Here is a 15342-nt window from a genome sequence, read left to right as displayed (position 1 = left end):
TGCGCGGGGGTCAGTAGGCCAAGCCGATGGCCTTCCTGAAGGTCGCCGGATCGTCGAGGGCACGGAGCAGGAAATGCGCGACGTCGGGACGGCCGATGCGCAGGCCCCGGCGTACGTTCCGTTCGACGGCGGTCCGGTAGGTGCCGGTCACCGGCCGGTCGACGAGGTACGTCGGGCGTACGCAGGACCAGTCGAGATCGCCGGCGCGGAGGAGGTCCTCCATCATGGCGCAGTCGACGAAGTTCCGGCCGAGCGCTCTCCGGGCCAGCGGGGTGGCGAAGTACTGGTTGTACCAGCCGGCGCCCGGCTCGCGCTTGGGTGGATTCGGGCGGTCTGGGGTGCGCGCGGTGGACACGCCGGCGCCGCTGATGGCCAGGACGCGGCGGCACCCGACGCCTCGCACGGCCGTGACGATGGCCTCGGTCCCCGGTGTGACGATGCCGTACTCGCGCTTGTCGCGCGGACCGAGGCACGAGATGACGGCGTCCGCCTTGATGACGGCCCGGGTGAGTTCTCCGGGGTCGGGATCGGTGAGGTCGACGGCGACCGTGTCCACGTCGCGGTGCAGGTTCGCGGGCGTCCGGACGGCCGCGGTGACGGTGTGCCCGGCGTCCAGCGCCTGGTCCAGGACGTGGCGGCCCACCCGCCCCGTGGCACCGACGATGGTCAGATGCATGACGACACTCCAAGGAGGTTCCGAGGCGGCCCCGTTGCGATCGAGGCCGGAACGAGTCGCGGACCGTCCGCGCCCGGCGACACGAGGCGCCGTGAGGCGATTCCAGACCGTCGAGGCCAAGTCGCCGGCGGCGCTACCGCGGCGTACCGCGGTCATCGAAGGCCGCTCAGCCACCGGACGCCCGGAGGTCCCCGGCGTGGTCGGCGGCCCATTCGGCGAAGGTGAGCGCCGGACGGCCGAGGATCTTCTCGATCTCGCCGGTGACCAGGGCCGGGCGTCCCACCGACTTGACGATCGCGGCCAGGTAGGCGTCGGCGAACGCCTCGGGCAGGCCGATGCCCATCATGTGCGCCTTGAACGCGTCCGGCGGGATCTCCCGGAAGCTCAGGGGCCGGTCGATCGCCTGCCCGATGGCGGCGAGCATCTCGGCGTACGACAGGGACCGCGGCCCGGTGAGCACCGGCCTGCGTCCCACGAGGTCGTCGGTGAGCAGCGCGCGAGCCGCCACCGCGGCCAGGTCGCGCTCGTGCACCGGCGCCTCGGTGGCCTCGGCGTACGGACCGTGCACGACGTCGCCCGCGCCGATCTGGCCACCCCACATGGTCAGGGTGTTGAGGGCGAAGAAGCCGGCACGGAGGCTGGTCCACTCCAGGCCGCTGCCGACGGCGGCGTCCTCGGCCTCCTTGTTGCGGTCGCCGCGGTAGCGGGAGGGCTGGTCGGCGGGATCGTCCTCCACGTTCACGGCCGCCAGGGCCACCACACGTGCGACTCCCCGCTCCTTGGCCAGTGCCGCGAGCTCGGCACTCGCGTCCCCCGCGGCGCGGGGATGCAGGAACAGGCCGGTGGCCCCCTCCAGAGCGGCGGCGAGAGTGGCTGGGCTCCGCGGGTCGCCCTCGACCACTTCGACTCCATCAGGCAGCTTCGCCGCCCCCGCGTCCCGGGTGACGGCGCGAACATCGGCCCCGTCTCCGACGAGGAACTCGACGAGGGGGCGCCCGACGACGCCCGTCGCTCCAGTGACCACGATCATCGCGACCTTCTTCCTCTGCGTGTGGATTCGAGGCCCCAGCCGGCACGGGGTCGGGGGAGCCGCATCCTGAGAGGTGTTGGAGCGGCCGAGTGTGACATCAGGCGCGATCGTGTGACCCAGGTCACCGAAGTGAGATCGCTGAGGCGCCTCGAAGAATGGGACGTGCGCAGGCGACCCGATTTCTCGTCAGTCGTCGTTCCAGGTCCAGCGGGGGACCTCGCGCAGGGGATGCAGGTCGTTCTCCGTTTGTGCGCGGGAATTGTGCTGGGCGACCATCGCCCCGAACTCGGCGTGGGAACGGAATGCCTCGCGGAACGCCTTGTCGTCGGGAAGTCCGGCTTCGTCGAGCGATTCCATATAAAGGTCGACGAAGCGTTGCCGCTGCTCGTCGGTGATGTTCAGGTGGCGGTGCTCCCGGACGAGGTAGGCGAAGCCCAGTTCGCGGGTGAAGCGGTCGGGACCGCCGAAGGATTCGGCGGTGAACCAGGTCAGATGCTTGACGTGGTCCGGGCGCCGGACGGGGAACAGGGGCTTCAGCACCGGATCGGCCAGCAGCTTGGCGTAGAAGATCTCTTCGAGCCGGTGCAGGGCGTCGTCGCCGCCCGCGTGCTCGTACAGACTCACCATGCGGGTGCCTCCCTGCGAGCACTATAAGCAGGCTCGCGCACCGAGGGGGCGGGCTGGCCGGAAGCGGCGGCCGATTCTCGTCGATGTCGAAGTCCCGGTCACGGCCGGGTGGCAACCGTTGGCGCCGTGCTGTGACCGTCCTCTGGCTGGAAAGTCGGGAAAGGCCATGCCAGTTTGCCGATCCGGAAAGGGGCGTGAACATGAATCCAGATTCCGAACGTGGTGCCGACCGGCGGCTGCTCAAGTGGGGCGGGCAGGCAGGCAGGTGCCGGTGCCCTACGGGCCGCCGGCCCACATCGTCGAAGGCCGGTGGGAGCTGTCGCGCGGCGGTATCCACCCCGGCAGCTGCGGTCACTGGAGCATCTACCCGGGCACCGGGTGGGTCGGCGTCGTCCTCACCAACAACGACGACGCGCCACTGCGGGAGATCACGGGACGGCAGCGGCAGGCCATCACCGGCGCTTCGCCCGGTGGCGGTTGACATGCCGGCCGCGCCGGGTCGTTCAGTGGGCGGCCTCGTACATGGCGACGATCGCGGCCGGGAGGGGGCCGTCGTCGGTGACGGCGAGACCCTGCTGCTTGGCCCAGGCCCTGATGGCCGCGGTGCGTTCGTGGCCGCGCTGTTCGGACTCGGCCTCGTCGGGCTCGTCCGGGCCGGGGCGCCCGGGGTCGCGGGTGGACATGAGTGCAGTGTAGGCACCGCCAGGCGGCTCCGGCTGCCGCGCACACCATCGGCCGCCCCGGCGGCGGGCGGGCTCGCGGCAGGCCCAGGCAGACGTACTTCGGGCCATATAGGGCATATCGGCGCCATCTGGAGTTGGAGGCCGGTGTGAAGCGACTGTGGCGGTGGTTGATGAGGCTGGACGACCGGCTGCTCTACGACTCCGAAGGGAGCCTGCGAGCGCGTGCGCATCCGCCCCTGCCCCGGCGCGCCGCGGTGGTGGGTGTCGTGGCGATCGTGCTCGGCCTGCTCTTCGCCCTCGGCTCGTGGTTCTGGTGGGACGCCCCGGCGCTGGCGCCGCTCGGTGGAGTCCTGGTCGGGCCCGGCATGGCTCTGACGTTCTCGTGGGCGGTCAGGCGGCGGCGCTGAGCCGGCGGCCCGGCATCCGGACCGTCCCTTTTCTGTGCCCCGCCGTCTCGATGTCGCCGCGCGGGTGTGTTACTGTATCGATCCAGATCTAAATCGATACAGAAAGATCATCCAAGGATGCGGCCGACACTGCAGACCGTCGCGGACGAGCTCGGGGTCTCCCGGAGCACGGTGTCCAACGCCTACAGCCGCCCGGACCAGCTCTCCGCTGAGCTGCGCGAGAAGGTCCTGGAGACGGCGCGGCGGCTGGGCTACCCGGGGCCGCACCCGACCGCCCGGTCGCTGCGGCGCGGCACCACCGGCGCGATCGGCGTGCTGCTCAACGCCGCCGTGTCGGTGGCCTTCACCGACCCCTACACCGTGCGGTTCATGAGCGGCCTGGCCGCCGCCGCCGAGCGGCACGAGACCGGCCTGCTGCTGGTGCCGCTGTCCGGCCGCGACGACGAGGCGGCCGTGCGCCTGGTGCAGGACGCCTCCGTGGACGGCTTCTGCGTGTACGGCCTGCCCGACGGGCACCGGTCGCTGGACGCCGTCAGGGCCCGCCGTCTCCCGATCGTGAACGCCGACCGGCGCGACGACGACCCCGACGCGATATTCGTCGGCATCGACGACGCCGCGGCGGCCCGTGCCGCGGGCGCGCACCTCGCCGGGCTCGGCCACCGGCGGATCGCCGCGATCGTCGCCCTGCCCACCTCCGGACGGCCCACCGCCCCGTTCTCCCTGGCGAGCCCCGACGACATGCCGTACCACTTCAGCCGCGAGCGGCTGCGCGGCTACCGCGACGCGCTCGCCGAGGCCGGCGTCGGCTGGACGGACCTGGCGTTCGCCCGCGCCGCCGCCTACACCCGGGCCGACGGCGCCGCCGCGGCCGCCCTCCTGCTCGACCGCTCGCCCCGGCCCACGGCGATCGTCGCCGTGAACGACATGCTCGCCCTCGGCGTCCTCGACGCGCTCGCCGAGCGCGGGCTGCGCCCCGGTCACGACGTCTCGGTGATCGGCTTCGACGACGTACCGGAGGCCGCCGCGGCGGGCCTCACCACCGTCCGGCACTCCGCCCGCGAGATGGGGCGCGTCGCCGGCGGCCTCCTGCTCGACCCTCCCGCCGGGCGCGCCGCGCGCGACGTGGTGCTGCCCGCGGACCTGGTCATCCGGGCCTCCACCGGCCCGGCCCCCATGGAAGGAGCACGATGATGGATCTGCTCGGCTTCACCGTCGCCAACGAGATCTCCCGCAGCCGGGCGCGCTCGGCGATGCCGGACGCGCCGCGCGTCCCCGGCCGCCCGCGGCGGCGCCACCGCGGGCAGGTCCGCAGGGCGACCGCGCGGACGCTGCACCGCCTGGCCGACCGGCTCGAACCCTGCGGCCCCCAGGCCGGCTGAGCCGCAGGCAGACCGTTCCGCGGCTGCCCCTGGACGCCCTCCTGCCGTTGCTCGATCACGCCGGGCTGGCCGAAGCCGCCGCTGCCGACCCCGGCCTGCCCGTCGAGACCATGCACGGGCTGCTTGACCGCGCCGGAGTCGCCTGAGCGATGTTCCCGATCGCCCTCTCCAAGCTGCGTCCGTGCCCCGGGCACTCTCCATGTCCGGTCCCGCGAGGCCGTCACACCGGACCGGGGGCGCCGGGCTCTGGTGCCGACGCAGCCGACCGTTCACCGGATCGCGCCACCCGTGCCGGTCTGGGCGGCGTGGGCGTGGAGCAGCTCCTCCAGCTTGGCGGTCTGTGCTTCGGCGAGGGCCAGGGCCTGCTGCTCGTAGGCGGCCCGCGCCGCCGGGTCCGCCAGCATCGGCGGGGCCAGGTTCGGATGGAGCCGGGAGGTCTCCAGCCAGCGCGCGATGTCGGCGTTCCCGGCCCAGTTCAGCTGTTCGAGGTTCCCGGCGATGGCGAACCGGAGCCAGTCGGTGTCGGTACGCGGATTCGGCGCGACCGGGCACAGCGCGTTCTTCTCCGCGTCGTCGCCGTACGCCGTCTCCACGTGCGCGATCAGCGCGGCGCTGAACACCGGCTGGCAGACGCGCACCGGCTGCGGAATGATCAGCCCGTCCTGGAAGATCGGGACGACGGGACGCTGCTTGATCGCGTCGGCGGTGCAGTCCACATGCAGCGCGCGGTGGCCGGTCGGTACGGTGCCGCCGTCGAGTTCGACGCCGGTCTCGGTGATCCGCTTCACCCGGCCGAGGCGCACGACGTGCCCGATCCGGCGGAGCTGCCCGAGTTCGGCCCGCGACACGGTCGCGCAGCGGAACGCCGTCGGCCGGTCGTCCGCGGAGATGCGCAGCAGGATGCCGGCGGCGTTGAGCCGGTCGAGCAGGTCGGGAACGGACTCGGCGCCCATGATGGCCTCATGTCGGGCCATGTGGACACGCACGATGTCCTCGGGCCGGCGCAGCGACATCGGCTGCACCGTCTCGCGGTCGACGAGCCAGGGCGCGCGGGGCATGATCCAGGTCAGTTTCGCCGGGTCGACGCCCTGTTCGAGCAGCCAGAGGCAGGCGTCGATGCCGGTCTTGCCGGCGCCGACGATGACGTACCGGTCGTACGGCTCGCGGATCGCGGGCAGGTCGTTGGGCGGCACCAGGGGAACGCCGTCGGCGACCGGGAACTCCGGCGGCCGCATGGCCGGCACGGTCACGCCCTGGTACGTGGTGTCGACGACCTTGCGGCGCACGGTCACCTCGTACTCCTGGCCGGAGGTCGTGAGGTGGAAGCGGCCGGCGCCGTCGTACTCGGCCATCGGGAAGTACGACACCCGGCCGGACGGCAGGAACGTCTGCCGCATGACCCGGTCGAAGTAGCCGCAGACCTCGCTCGCGCCGGCCAGCTCGTACATCCCGGCGTTCCAGCCGGTGCCGTCGACCGTGCCGTCGCCGAGCGGGCGCGAGTTCACGCCGTACATCGCCGACGGCTGGTGCAGCCGCACGAACGGGTAGGCGATCGTCCAGTGCCCGCCGGGCCGGTGGTAGCGGTCGACCATCACCACGGTCGCGTCCGACTCGGTGAGCAGCGTGTCCACGAAGGCCATCGCCGTCGCGCCGGCACCGACCACCAGGTAGTCGGTGTCGATCTCGGTCACCATGGCGTGCTCCATCTCTTCTCGTTGACCCCGACGCTTCGCGAGCGAGTGTCGGTACGGCGTATCTCTGACCTGAGACACCGTAACGCCACTAAACAGGCTGTTCTACGCGTCATAGGCGTAAAGTGAACTAGTGCAGCGCCAAAGGTGACTAGTACGATTGCACCGCGAATCGGCGGCCGTGACAGTGCGAGCGACCGCCGGAAGGTGGTCCCGCCCACGCCGACGGCACCCCGCCGCCTGAGCGGTCGGGGCGAGGCGGCGGGGTGCCGGGCGGGAGCTTCCCGCAGGACCGGGTGCGCCCGTCCTGACCTGCGCGTACGAGGGATGCATCCCGGCCGGGAGATGCCCGCGGGGTCACGCCGGGTAAGGCACGAAGGGACGGGGGTCAGGAAGCGTTCGAGGATGTGCGACGACCTGCCCGCCGACGAATCGACGCCAGTGGGGAACCGGGAGCTCCTGCGGGCTCTGGAACGCCCCTTCCCCAGCAGCCTCAACCCGTACCACGCGCAGGTGCAGGAGGCGCACGAGCAGTGGATGCTGCGCCACCGGCTGGTCGCGGACCCCCGGGACATGCCGGCGTACCTGGCCATGCGCGTGCACCGTCTGGCCGCCCTGGCCTGGCCGCGGGCCGGCGCCGACGCGATGCGGCTCGGCGCCGACTTCATGGGCTACATCTTCATCAGCGACGACCAGTTCGACCTGCATCCGGAGCGTTCTCCGGCACAGGTGCGCAGGCTGGTCGACGCCATGCTCGAGGTGTTCGCGCCGGCCGGTCCGCGCCCGGCGGTGCGGTCGCCGGGCATCGACGCCCTGGCCGACCTCCGGGACCGCTGGACGCGCGGCATGCCCGAACGGTGGGTACGCCGCGCCGACGGGCACTACCGCGCCTACCTGGAGGCGGTGTGCGCCGCCTTCGCCCGCCGCCGGGACCCCCGCCCGATCACGGTGGCCGCCGCCACCCGGCTGCGGCTGGACACCGTGGGCGCGCACTTCTGCTTCGACCTCATCGAACGCATGGGGTCCTTCACCGTTCCGGAGGGCTTCGCGGCCGACCCGGTCTTCGCGCGGCTGTCCGACCTGGCGGCCCTGCACATCCTCCACGTCAACGACGTCTTCTCGGCGGAACGCGAGTACCGGAGCGGGGAGGTCGACAACGTCGTGATCCCCGAGCGGAGGGCCTCGGAACGGGACTTCGGCCCGGCCAAGCTGCGCACCTGCGCGGCGGCCAACCGGATCGTGCGCGACTTCCTGCGCCTCAAGGGCGTCCTCCCCGAGCTCTACCGGCGGCTCGCCCTGTCCGCTGAGGAGAAGGCGTCCGCCGGCAGGTACGTGCAGGGGCTGGAGGACTGGATGATGGGCCATCTCGATCTCTACGCCGACTGCAGCCGCGGGGCCGGGCCGCGGGTGGACACGATGTGCCCCGACACCGTCTTCTTCAGCCCGGCCGTCATCTCCGGCACCCGGTGACCTTTCCCGGCTACCGGCTACTTCGAGGTCTCCCGGCGGAGCGGCCTGAGCAGGCTCCGGGCTCTGGTGGAGTCGGCGGAGTGGGCGATCCACAGGGCGACGGCGATGTAGGCGGCCTGCTGGGGGATCCGGAACCACAGGGGGGTGGCCTCGGCGCCGTTGAGGGGGATGTCGTTGAGGGCGGCGTAGATGTTGGCCGGGAGCAGCAGCGGCAGCAGGACGGCCAGGCCGGCGGCGGCGCCCCAGCGGGTGGACGTGCGGACGAGGCCGGCAGCGATGAGCAGCTCCAGGACGCCGGTCAGGTAGACCATGGCCAGCGGGAAGGGCACGAACGGCGGCACCATGCGGGCGAGTTCCTCGGCGCTGGGCATCCCGGCCACGCTGTCGGGCACGAAGCGCACGACGCCGGTGAGAACGAGCATGGCCGCCATCGCGTGGGCGGCGCAGGCCGGCCAGTCGGCGAAGCGGCGGACGCCCAGGGCGCCGAGGAGGCGCAGCACCGGTGCGGCGATGACGAGGACGATGAACTCCACGCCGAGGGTGTTGGCGAAGTCTTCCATGGTTCCGGCCTTCCTGTGCGGGGGGCGCTGAGCCCCGAACGCTGAATCCTGTCACTGTCTAGATTGCGGTACGCGCGCCATCTAGTCAATGGCAAGATGTGGTCAGACCGGCGATGCCACGAGCCGGCTGGCCTCCGCATCCCCGAGCTGGCGGCTGAGCGCGTGCCTTGCCCGGAACGCTACGAACCGTGCCGCCCCCGGGGCATCGGACATGTGCCCTAGAAGCCGCGATCTAGGACGCCCGGGCGCCGCACGGCCGAGGCGGACGGCCGGCCGGCCGACGGGATCCACCGAACGGTGGATGCGCGGATCAACCCGCGCGCGGACGACGCGGTCGATGTGGCGGGGTGCGGTGCGCTCGTAGCTTCGCAGCGTGACCGCATTGGAAGTACGGAACCTGCACAAGCGCTACGGGCGGCACGTCGCCGTCGACGACATCTCGTTCACCGTCGAGGAGGGGGAGATCTTCGGCATCATCGGGCCCAACGGCGCCGGCAAGACGACGACGGTCGAGAGCATCGCCGGCCTGCGGACGCCCGACTCGGGCTCGATCTCCGTGCTGGGATTCGACCCGGTCAAGGACCGGGCGGAGGTGCGCGAGCGGCTCGGCGTGCAGCTGCAGGAGAGCAGCTTCCCGGACGCGATCAAGGTCGCCGAGGCCCTGGAGCTCTACAGCTCGTTCTACCGGGACCCCGCCGACTGGCGCGAGCTCATGGAGCTCCTCGGCCTCACCGGGAAGCGCGACACGCGGTACAAGGCCCTCTCGGGCGGGCAGAAGCAGCGGCTGTCGATCGCGCTCGCCCTGGTCGGCGGTCCGAAGGTCGCGATCCTCGACGAGCTCACGACGGGACTGGACCCGCAGGCGAGGCGCGACACCTGGAGCCTCATCGAACGGGTCCGCGACACGGGCGTCACGATCCTCCTCGTCACGCACTTCATGGACGAGGCGGAGCGCCTCAGCGACCGGATCGCCGTCATCGACGGCGGCCGGGTCGCCGCGGTGGACACCCCCGAAGGGCTGATCGCGCAGTCGAGCGCGGTGCAGCAGGTCCGGTTCCGCGTGAGCCGGCCGCTGGACGAGAGCGTCCTGACGGCGCTTCCCGACGTGACCGGTGTCGAGATCACCGGGAACCGCTGGCTGGTCACCGGCCGGGGGCGGCTTCTGAGCAGCGTCGCGGGGGCTCTCGCCAGGGCGCAGGTCGTGGCGGAGGACCTCCGCGTCGACCAGCGCAACCTCGACGACGCGTTCGTGGCCTTCACGGGACGCGCCCCGGGGGCGCCGGAACCCTCCGAGAGGAGGGGCGGGTGATGCGCGCTCTCCTGAAGCTGGTCGAGATCGAGACGAGACTCTTCCTCCGAGACTCCGCCACCGTCGTCTTCGGCGTGCTGTTCCCGGCGGGACTCCTGCTCGCGCTGGGCGCCGTCCCGTCGCTCAGGGAGCCGTCGCCGGACACCGGCGGGCTCCGGTCCATCGACGTCTGGGCGCCGACCGCGCTGGTGTTCGGGATGGTGATGATCGCCGTGCAGCACGTCCCGGCGGTGATCGCGACGTATCGGGAACGGGGCGTCCTGCGCAGGCTGTCGACCACTCCCGTGCATCCGCGGACCGTCCTGCTCGCGCAGATGATCGCCGCGTTCGCCTCCGTGGTCGTCTCCGCGGCGCTCATGACCCTCCTCGCGTGGGCGGTGCTGGACATCGCGCCGCCCGAGCGCCCCCTGGAACTCGCCGCCGCCTTCGTCGTCGGCTATGCGGCACTGCTCGGGATCGGCATGATCTCCGCGGCCGTGGCCCGCACGAGCGGCGCCGCGAACCAGATCGGTACCCTGCTGTTCGTCGCGCTGATGTTCTTCGGCGGGGCCTTCCTGCCCCGCGTCCTGATGCCCGACGTGCTGCGCCGGGCCGGCGAGTTCGTACCGCCCGGGCTGCAGGCGCTCACTTCGGCGTGGTCCGCCGAGGCGGGCGAGATCACCGCCACCGCCGGCGGGCAGCCCTTCTGGCTGCAGATCGCCGTCATGGCGGGCATCGCGGCGATCGCGACCGCGGTCGCCGCCAGGCTCTTCCGCTGGGAGTAGATGTCGATGTCGCGGGACGCCGGGGGCGGCGAGCGCCCGAGCCGCGGGACGCGCGAATCCGCCATCGCGGAAGAGGCGAAGATCGCGAACCGCTCCCGGCTGGCCTGGAAAGAGGAGCAGCTGCGGGTCTGGGACCTTCTGCAGCTGTTCTCACCGTGGCTGCTGCTGACGATCTCGACGGCCGTCTATCTCGCGTGGGCGCTCCCGGCCTCCGGTGAACCCTTCTGGCCCGAGGGCGCGACCGTCCTCGGGCTGGTCGCGGCCGCGGTGCCGTGGGTGCTGTTCGGGCACACGCTGCCCATCAGGAGGAGGACGCTCCGGCCCGCGCGGGCGGGCGTCTTCCTCGCCGGGCTGCTGGCGCTGTGCGTCCCCCTCATGGCGTACTCCGACATCTTCCTCGTCTTCACCGTCGCGGGCTTCTTCCACGCGTACCTGATCAGGCCGTGGCCGCTGGGGGTGCTCGGAGTCCTGGCCACCTCCGTGGCCCTCAATGGGTCGGCGATGCGCGTGTGGGCCGGCCCGACCCCGGACATGCTCGCGGAGTTCATCCTGGTCGTCGCCGTGCAGACCGCGGCGATCGGGGTGGGCATCCTGCTGACGGCGCGCAGCGAACCGGAGGAGCGCAAGCGGGAGGAACTCGTCGAGCGGCTCGAGGCGGCCCTGCACGAGAACGCCGGGCTCCACGCGCAACTGGTCGCCCAGGCCCGTGAATCCGGGGCGCAGGACGAGCGGCAGCGACTGGCCGGCGAGATCCACGACACGCTGGCCCAGGGTCTCGCCGGCATCATCACGCAGCTCCAGGCGGCGGAGCGTTCCGCGAGTGTGCGGGGCGAGACGGAAGAGCACGTCGCGCGCGCGCTCCGGCTCGCGCGCAGCAGCCTGACCGAGGCCAGGCGGTCCGTGCGTGCGCTCGCTCCCCGGGAACTCGGGCGGGCGCACCTCCCCGGCGCGCTGCGCGCGCTGACCGAGCGGTGGTCGGAGGACCAGGGGATCAGCGCGCGGCTGGAGGTCACCGGCACCCGGGAGCCGCTGAGCCCGGCGATCGAGGTGGCGCTCTTCCGGGTCGCGCAGGAGTCGCTGACCAACGTGGCCAAGCACGCGGCGGCCTCCCGCGTCGGCGTCACGCTGTCGTACACGGGCCCCGAGGTGCTGCTGGACGTGCGGGATGATGGACGCGGGTTCGCGAAGAGGGCCGGCACCGGCTTCGGCCTGACGAGCATGCGCCAGCGCATCCGAGGGGTCGGCGGCCACATCGAGGTGCAGAGCGGACCGGGTGAAGGGACGTCCGTCAGCGCGCGCGTCCCGGCGATCGCCCCCGGGGGCACGAGAGTTGAGGGGGAGCCGGCGGATGATCCGACTGGTGATCGTCGATGACCATCCGATCGTGCGGGGCGGTCTCCGCGACACCTTCGCGCACGCCGAGGACATCGTCGTGGTCGGTGAGGCCGGGGACGGCGCCGAGGGCATCGAACGCGCGAGGCTGCTCGCGGCGGACGTCGTGCTCATGGACCTCCGGATGCCCGTGATGGACGGCGTCGCCGCGACCGCGGCCCTGCGCGAGCGGGCCCCGAGCGCCCGGGTGCTGATACTGACCACCTTCGACGGCGAGAGTGACGTACTGCCTGCGATCGAGGCGGGCGCGACCGGATACCTCCTGAAGGACGCCCTGCCCGACGAACTGATGCGAGCCGTCCGCGCGGCCGCGCGCGGCGAGTCGGTGCTGGCGCCGTCGGCGACGCGGCACCTCATGGGGCAGGTCCGCAGGCCCGGCGCCGGGACGCTGACCGATCGAGAGAAGCAGGTGCTGCAACTGGTCGCGAACGGCAACTCGAATCGGGAGGCCGCCGCGGCGCTGTTCATCGGCGAAGCGAGCATCAAGACGCATCTGCAACACATCTACGACAAACTCGGCGTCCGTGACCGGGCCTCGGCCGTGGCCGAGGGCTACCGCCGCCGCCTGCTCACGTAGGAGGGTGGCGGCCCTGCGGGCCGCCACCCTCCACTCGTTCAGATGATCTCTATCGCGAGTCGCCCGTTGAGGTAGCACTCGTTCACCGAGCTGCGCGACTGGCTCCTCGACGCCGGTTTCCGCGAGGTGCGGGGGCTCGACGAGATGGGGGAGCCGCTCCACGCCGAGAGCAACCGCCTGATCGTGATCGCCACCCGCTAGACGAGGCGGCCCGCGTGTCACCTGTACCAGTCGTCGCCTTGGGCGCCGGCGCGGCGTTCCAGGTAGTCCCGCAGGGACGTGGCGACCGGTCTGCGCTCATCGGTCTCGTGATCCCAAACGACGATCTCGCCGGGCCTGCCCTCGGGGGCTTGGACGTAGGCGAACTGGTCGCCGCCGCCGTTGTCGGCGATGAAGAGGAGCCGATCGAACGGCGCGTAGAGCTCCGCGAAGCCGGGGTCCCGCCGGAATTCCGCGTTCCCGTCGATGATCTCCTGGACCGACCAGACCAGCCCGGAACCGTACTCGGCCCGTACACCGTCGGTCTGCCGCAGGAGTTCCCGCAGGTCGTCGGGCACGCCGCCCAGCGGACGGATCCGGTCGACCGCCTCATCGGCGGCGGGCGCGGCGAACTCCGCGTCGCCGTACAGGCGCCCGATCAGTTCCGTCCACATGGCCGGTCCTCCCGCCGCGAGATCAGCGATCATGGTACGCGGTGGGCGCTAAGGTCGGAATCAGGTTCTCTCGAACGGCGAGGTCGCCTTCTCGTCGCGATGCCGGAGGTGATCACGGTGCGCCAGGTCTTGTGACGGCCCCAGCCCGGGGCGTCGCGGAGCCGAAAGGTGACCGTATGAGCAAGACCGACAAGACCCGTCCCTGGTGGGTGGGGATGGCCGAGGCGCCGATGGTGAACTGCCGGCCCGTGCATGATCATCGGTTCGGGCCGTGCACGCTGCCGGAGGAGATCGCCGACGGCAGCGCGTCCATGAACCGCAGCGGACGAAGCGGCTGTTACTGGGGCGCCACCGACCACTACCTGTTCGACTGCGGCACCCTCGGCGGTGGCCGGGAGTGGTACCGCATCCGACGCGAAGAGCGCCGCCGCAGCCGTCACCAGGCGCGCCGCGAGCTGCGCGCCTACAACGGCGAAGACTGACAGACAGGGCAGGGCCCGGACACCAGCGGGCCCTGCCTTGGGCCGTAGTGCGGCTGGTCCACCCCGAGCTGCCGCTGCATCGCGGCCGAGGTGAGCCCCACCTTGCGGCCCTTGAACCGCGCCCCGTCCGCGAGTCACCGCTCCACCCGCGCGCTGGATCGCGTACGCGCCCTCAAGGGTGACTCGGTCAGCGGCCGCACCGGAGCCCTCGTCGCGTACGCGTTCAGCAGCCTGGCGGCCGCCTTCTCCGCCGAAGCAGAACGGTAAGTTCCAGACGTTCGCATCGGCGTGCGAGTTCATGACGTACCGGGTCGAACTGATCACAGTTCGGGGCGCCAACTCCCCGGACCACGCCCGCATCTCATTTTCTACAACGCGGCCAGTGGGGCTGCGCACGGAGATGGGAGCGGCACATGCGGAAGATCGTGTTCACCGGCATGGCGGCGGCGCTGGCGCTCGGCCTGACGGCCTGCGACGGCACCGGCACCGGCACCGGCGACTCCGCGGCGCCGTCGGCGTCCTCGCCCGGCGCTTCCACCCCCGCCCCCAACGAGTCCTCCACCCCGGGCGGCGACGCCTCCACGCCGAACGCCTCGTCCCCTGAGGGAGCGGGCACTCCCGACGCCCAGGAGCCCGCGGGTGGGACGCCCGGCGGCCAGCAGATCACGTCCAAGTGGGGACGGCTGCGCTACCTGGCGCCGGGCAAGTTCACCGTCGACGGCGTCGCCTTCTTCACGGCCGACGCCACCGTCCTCTACGTCGCCGGTGACACCTGCCCGGACGGCAGCAGGCCGCCCGGCGACAGCACGTGCACCATGGACGGTTTCGAGAAGTGGGTGCAGGCCGCACCGCACAACGCCTTCGTGAAGTTCTCCGGCCAGTCCGCCACCCTGATCCGAGAGACGCAGTAGCGGCCCGGCAAGCCCGCGCTCTCCCCTCCATCGACGCATTGGCCGGAACCCTCGCCCGACGCTCCGACTCCAACAGCAGTGCCGAGACGTGATCGCAGGAGCGGGGGGAGCGCGTGGAGCGCAGATGGGGCTGGTGCGCGGTCGGACTCGCGTCCGCGGCGGCCTGCACGGTGACGGCGCTGTGGCTGGGACGCTGGAACCTGGTGCTGGGCCCCTACATGTCGATCGTCCTGCTCCTGGCGGCGCTCCTGGCTGCCGGGATCGGGATCGCTCTGGCGCTGAAGAGCGGGCTGCTGCGGAACATCGTTCTGGTGGGCACGGTGGTCGCCGCCGTGCTCCTCGGCGGTTGTCTGTGGACGTTGGCCGCCCTCTTCGAGAGGGGCGGCTTGGTCGAGCAGCGAGTACCGGCCGCCGACGGGCGGCACGAGCTGCTGGTCGTCGAGGGCGCCGGATTCGTGGCGATCGACCCGGAGAGCGACGTGTACGTCAGGGCCGGAAAGGGCTGGCGCGCGCAGGAGGCACTGGTCTGGGACGGCAAGGAGGACGGCAGCGTCCCGAAGACCGTGCGTTTCACCGGACGGAACACCATAGAGATCGTCGCCGACGACGGCTGCCTGTACCGGTCGACGTTCGACCGCAGCACGCTGAAGGTCCGACCCGTCCACCGCGTCAAGGACGAATACGGATGCTGAGATCACCGGCCGAACCCTCGGAGAGACGCGTCGCCGCTG

General features: G+C 71.9%; 20 protein-coding genes. 13 read left to right on the top strand and 7 right to left on the bottom strand.

Annotation, left to right across the window (positions count from 1 at the left end; translation table 11 throughout):
- Positions 1–10 precede the first annotated feature (10 nt).
- The 3 genes from ACA361_RS12610 to ACA361_RS12600 all read right to left on the bottom strand — a co-directional run bounded on the left by ACA361_RS12610 (position 11) and on the right by ACA361_RS12600 (position 2333).
- Positions 11–676 (bottom strand): NAD(P)-dependent oxidoreductase, encoded by a 666-nt coding sequence (locus ACA361_RS12610; RefSeq protein WP_375012089.1) that lies wholly within the window; start codon positions 674–676, stop codon positions 11–13.
- A 166-nt stretch (positions 677–842) separates the two neighbouring features.
- Positions 843–1706 (bottom strand): NAD(P)H-binding protein, encoded by an 864-nt coding sequence (locus ACA361_RS12605; protein WP_375012088.1) that lies wholly within the window; start codon positions 1704–1706, stop codon positions 843–845.
- 186 nt (positions 1707–1892) lie between these two features.
- Positions 1893–2333 carry a group II truncated hemoglobin gene (locus ACA361_RS12600; protein WP_375012087.1) on the bottom strand — a complete coding sequence of 147 codons (441 nt, stop codon included), beginning with the start codon at positions 2331–2333 and terminating at the stop codon, positions 1893–1895.
- Between the two features lie 271 nt (positions 2334–2604).
- Between ACA361_RS12600 and ACA361_RS12595 the strand changes: the two genes are divergently transcribed.
- Positions 2605–2814 carry a hypothetical protein gene (locus tag ACA361_RS12595; protein ID WP_375012086.1) on the top strand — a complete coding sequence of 70 codons (210 nt, stop codon included), beginning with the start codon at positions 2605–2607 and terminating at the stop codon, positions 2812–2814.
- Positions 2815–2836: 22 nt separating this feature from the next.
- On the opposite strand, the gene ACA361_RS12590 is transcribed toward ACA361_RS12595, so the two are convergent.
- Entirely contained in the window at positions 2837–3016 is a 180-nt protein-coding gene (locus tag ACA361_RS12590; protein WP_375012085.1) for a histone-like nucleoid-structuring protein Lsr2, read from the bottom strand.
- A 170-nt stretch (positions 3017–3186) separates the two neighbouring features.
- Here ACA361_RS12590 and ACA361_RS12585 point away from each other — a divergent pair, with 170 nt between their 5' ends.
- The 3 genes from ACA361_RS12585 to ACA361_RS12575 all read left to right on the top strand — a co-directional run bounded on the left by ACA361_RS12585 (position 3187) and on the right by ACA361_RS12575 (position 4802).
- Positions 3187–3423 carry a hypothetical protein gene (locus ACA361_RS12585; protein WP_375012084.1) on the top strand — a complete coding sequence of 79 codons (237 nt, stop codon included), beginning with the start codon at positions 3187–3189 and terminating at the stop codon, positions 3421–3423.
- A 117-nt stretch (positions 3424–3540) separates the two neighbouring features.
- Positions 3541–4614 (top strand): LacI family DNA-binding transcriptional regulator, encoded by a 1074-nt coding sequence (locus ACA361_RS12580; protein WP_375012083.1) that lies wholly within the window; start codon positions 3541–3543, stop codon positions 4612–4614.
- On the top strand, positions 4611–4802 hold the full coding sequence (locus tag ACA361_RS12575; protein ID WP_375012082.1) for a hypothetical protein: 192 nt from the start codon (positions 4611–4613) through the stop codon (positions 4800–4802). The genes ACA361_RS12580 and ACA361_RS12575 overlap by 4 nt, the downstream gene beginning before the upstream one ends.
- Positions 4803–5071: 269 nt before the next feature.
- Here the strand turns inward: ACA361_RS12575 and ACA361_RS12570 are convergent, their stop codons facing one another.
- The gene (locus ACA361_RS12570) at positions 5072–6508 is read right to left on the bottom strand and encodes a hypothetical protein (protein ID WP_375012081.1); all 1437 of its coding nucleotides are present in this window, start codon (positions 6506–6508) and stop codon (positions 5072–5074) included.
- A gap of 390 nt (positions 6509–6898) precedes the next feature.
- Here ACA361_RS12570 and ACA361_RS12565 point away from each other — a divergent pair, with 390 nt between their 5' ends.
- Positions 6899–7963, top strand: a complete 1065-nt coding sequence (locus tag ACA361_RS12565; RefSeq protein ID WP_375012080.1) for a hypothetical protein — start codon at positions 6899–6901, stop codon at positions 7961–7963.
- Between the two features lie 17 nt (positions 7964–7980).
- Here the strand turns inward: ACA361_RS12565 and ACA361_RS12560 are convergent, their stop codons facing one another.
- Positions 7981–8523 (bottom strand): hypothetical protein, encoded by a 543-nt coding sequence (locus ACA361_RS12560; RefSeq protein ID WP_375012079.1) that lies wholly within the window; start codon positions 8521–8523, stop codon positions 7981–7983.
- Positions 8524–8896: 373 nt separating this feature from the next.
- On the opposite strand from ACA361_RS12560, the gene ACA361_RS12555 reads away from it, so the two are divergent.
- The 4 genes from ACA361_RS12555 to ACA361_RS12540 are packed head-to-tail and all read left to right on the top strand — an operon-like array spanning position 8897 to position 12565.
- A complete protein-coding gene (locus tag ACA361_RS12555; RefSeq protein WP_375012078.1) occupies positions 8897–9832 on the top strand; it encodes an ABC transporter ATP-binding protein in 936 nt (311 codons plus the stop codon).
- The gene (locus tag ACA361_RS12550; RefSeq protein WP_375012077.1) at positions 9832–10596 is read left to right on the top strand and encodes an ABC transporter permease; all 765 of its coding nucleotides are present in this window, start codon (positions 9832–9834) and stop codon (positions 10594–10596) included. The genes ACA361_RS12555 and ACA361_RS12550 overlap by 1 nt, the downstream gene beginning before the upstream one ends.
- Positions 10597–11970 carry a sensor histidine kinase gene (locus ACA361_RS12545; RefSeq protein WP_375012076.1) on the top strand — a complete coding sequence of 458 codons (1374 nt, stop codon included), beginning with the start codon at positions 10597–10599 and terminating at the stop codon, positions 11968–11970.
- A complete protein-coding gene (locus ACA361_RS12540; protein WP_375012075.1) occupies positions 11945–12565 on the top strand; it encodes a response regulator in 621 nt (206 codons plus the stop codon). The genes ACA361_RS12545 and ACA361_RS12540 overlap by 26 nt, the downstream gene beginning before the upstream one ends.
- 218 nt (positions 12566–12783) lie before the next feature.
- On the opposite strand, the gene ACA361_RS12535 is transcribed toward ACA361_RS12540, so the two are convergent.
- Positions 12784–13218, bottom strand: coding sequence for an SMI1/KNR4 family protein (locus ACA361_RS12535; RefSeq protein ID WP_375012074.1), 435 nt, complete (start codon positions 13216–13218; stop codon positions 12784–12786).
- A 176-nt stretch (positions 13219–13394) separates the two neighbouring features.
- On the opposite strand from ACA361_RS12535, the gene ACA361_RS12530 reads away from it, so the two are divergent.
- From ACA361_RS12530 to ACA361_RS12515, 4 genes are all read left to right on the top strand, one after another.
- On the top strand, positions 13395–13700 hold the full coding sequence (locus ACA361_RS12530; protein WP_375012073.1) for a hypothetical protein: 306 nt from the start codon (positions 13395–13397) through the stop codon (positions 13698–13700).
- A 111-nt stretch (positions 13701–13811) separates the two neighbouring features.
- A complete protein-coding gene (locus tag ACA361_RS12525) occupies positions 13812–13967 on the top strand; it encodes a hypothetical protein (protein WP_375012072.1) in 156 nt (51 codons plus the stop codon).
- Positions 13968–14113: 146 nt separating this feature from the next.
- Positions 14114–14611, top strand: coding sequence for a hypothetical protein (locus ACA361_RS12520; RefSeq protein WP_375012071.1), 498 nt, complete (start codon positions 14114–14116; stop codon positions 14609–14611).
- 113 nt (positions 14612–14724) lie between these two features.
- Positions 14725–15303, top strand: a complete 579-nt coding sequence (locus ACA361_RS12515) for a hypothetical protein (RefSeq protein ID WP_375012070.1) — start codon at positions 14725–14727, stop codon at positions 15301–15303.
- Positions 15304–15342: the final 39 nt, after the last annotated feature.

Origin of the sequence: Actinomadura sp. 21ATH, from assembly GCF_041951345.1 — a bacterium.
Lineage (GTDB): Bacteria > Actinomycetota > Actinomycetes > Streptosporangiales > Streptosporangiaceae > Spirillospora.
The sequence above is the reverse complement of the archived record's forward strand: the minus strand, read 5'-3'. Positions and strand labels throughout refer to the sequence as shown.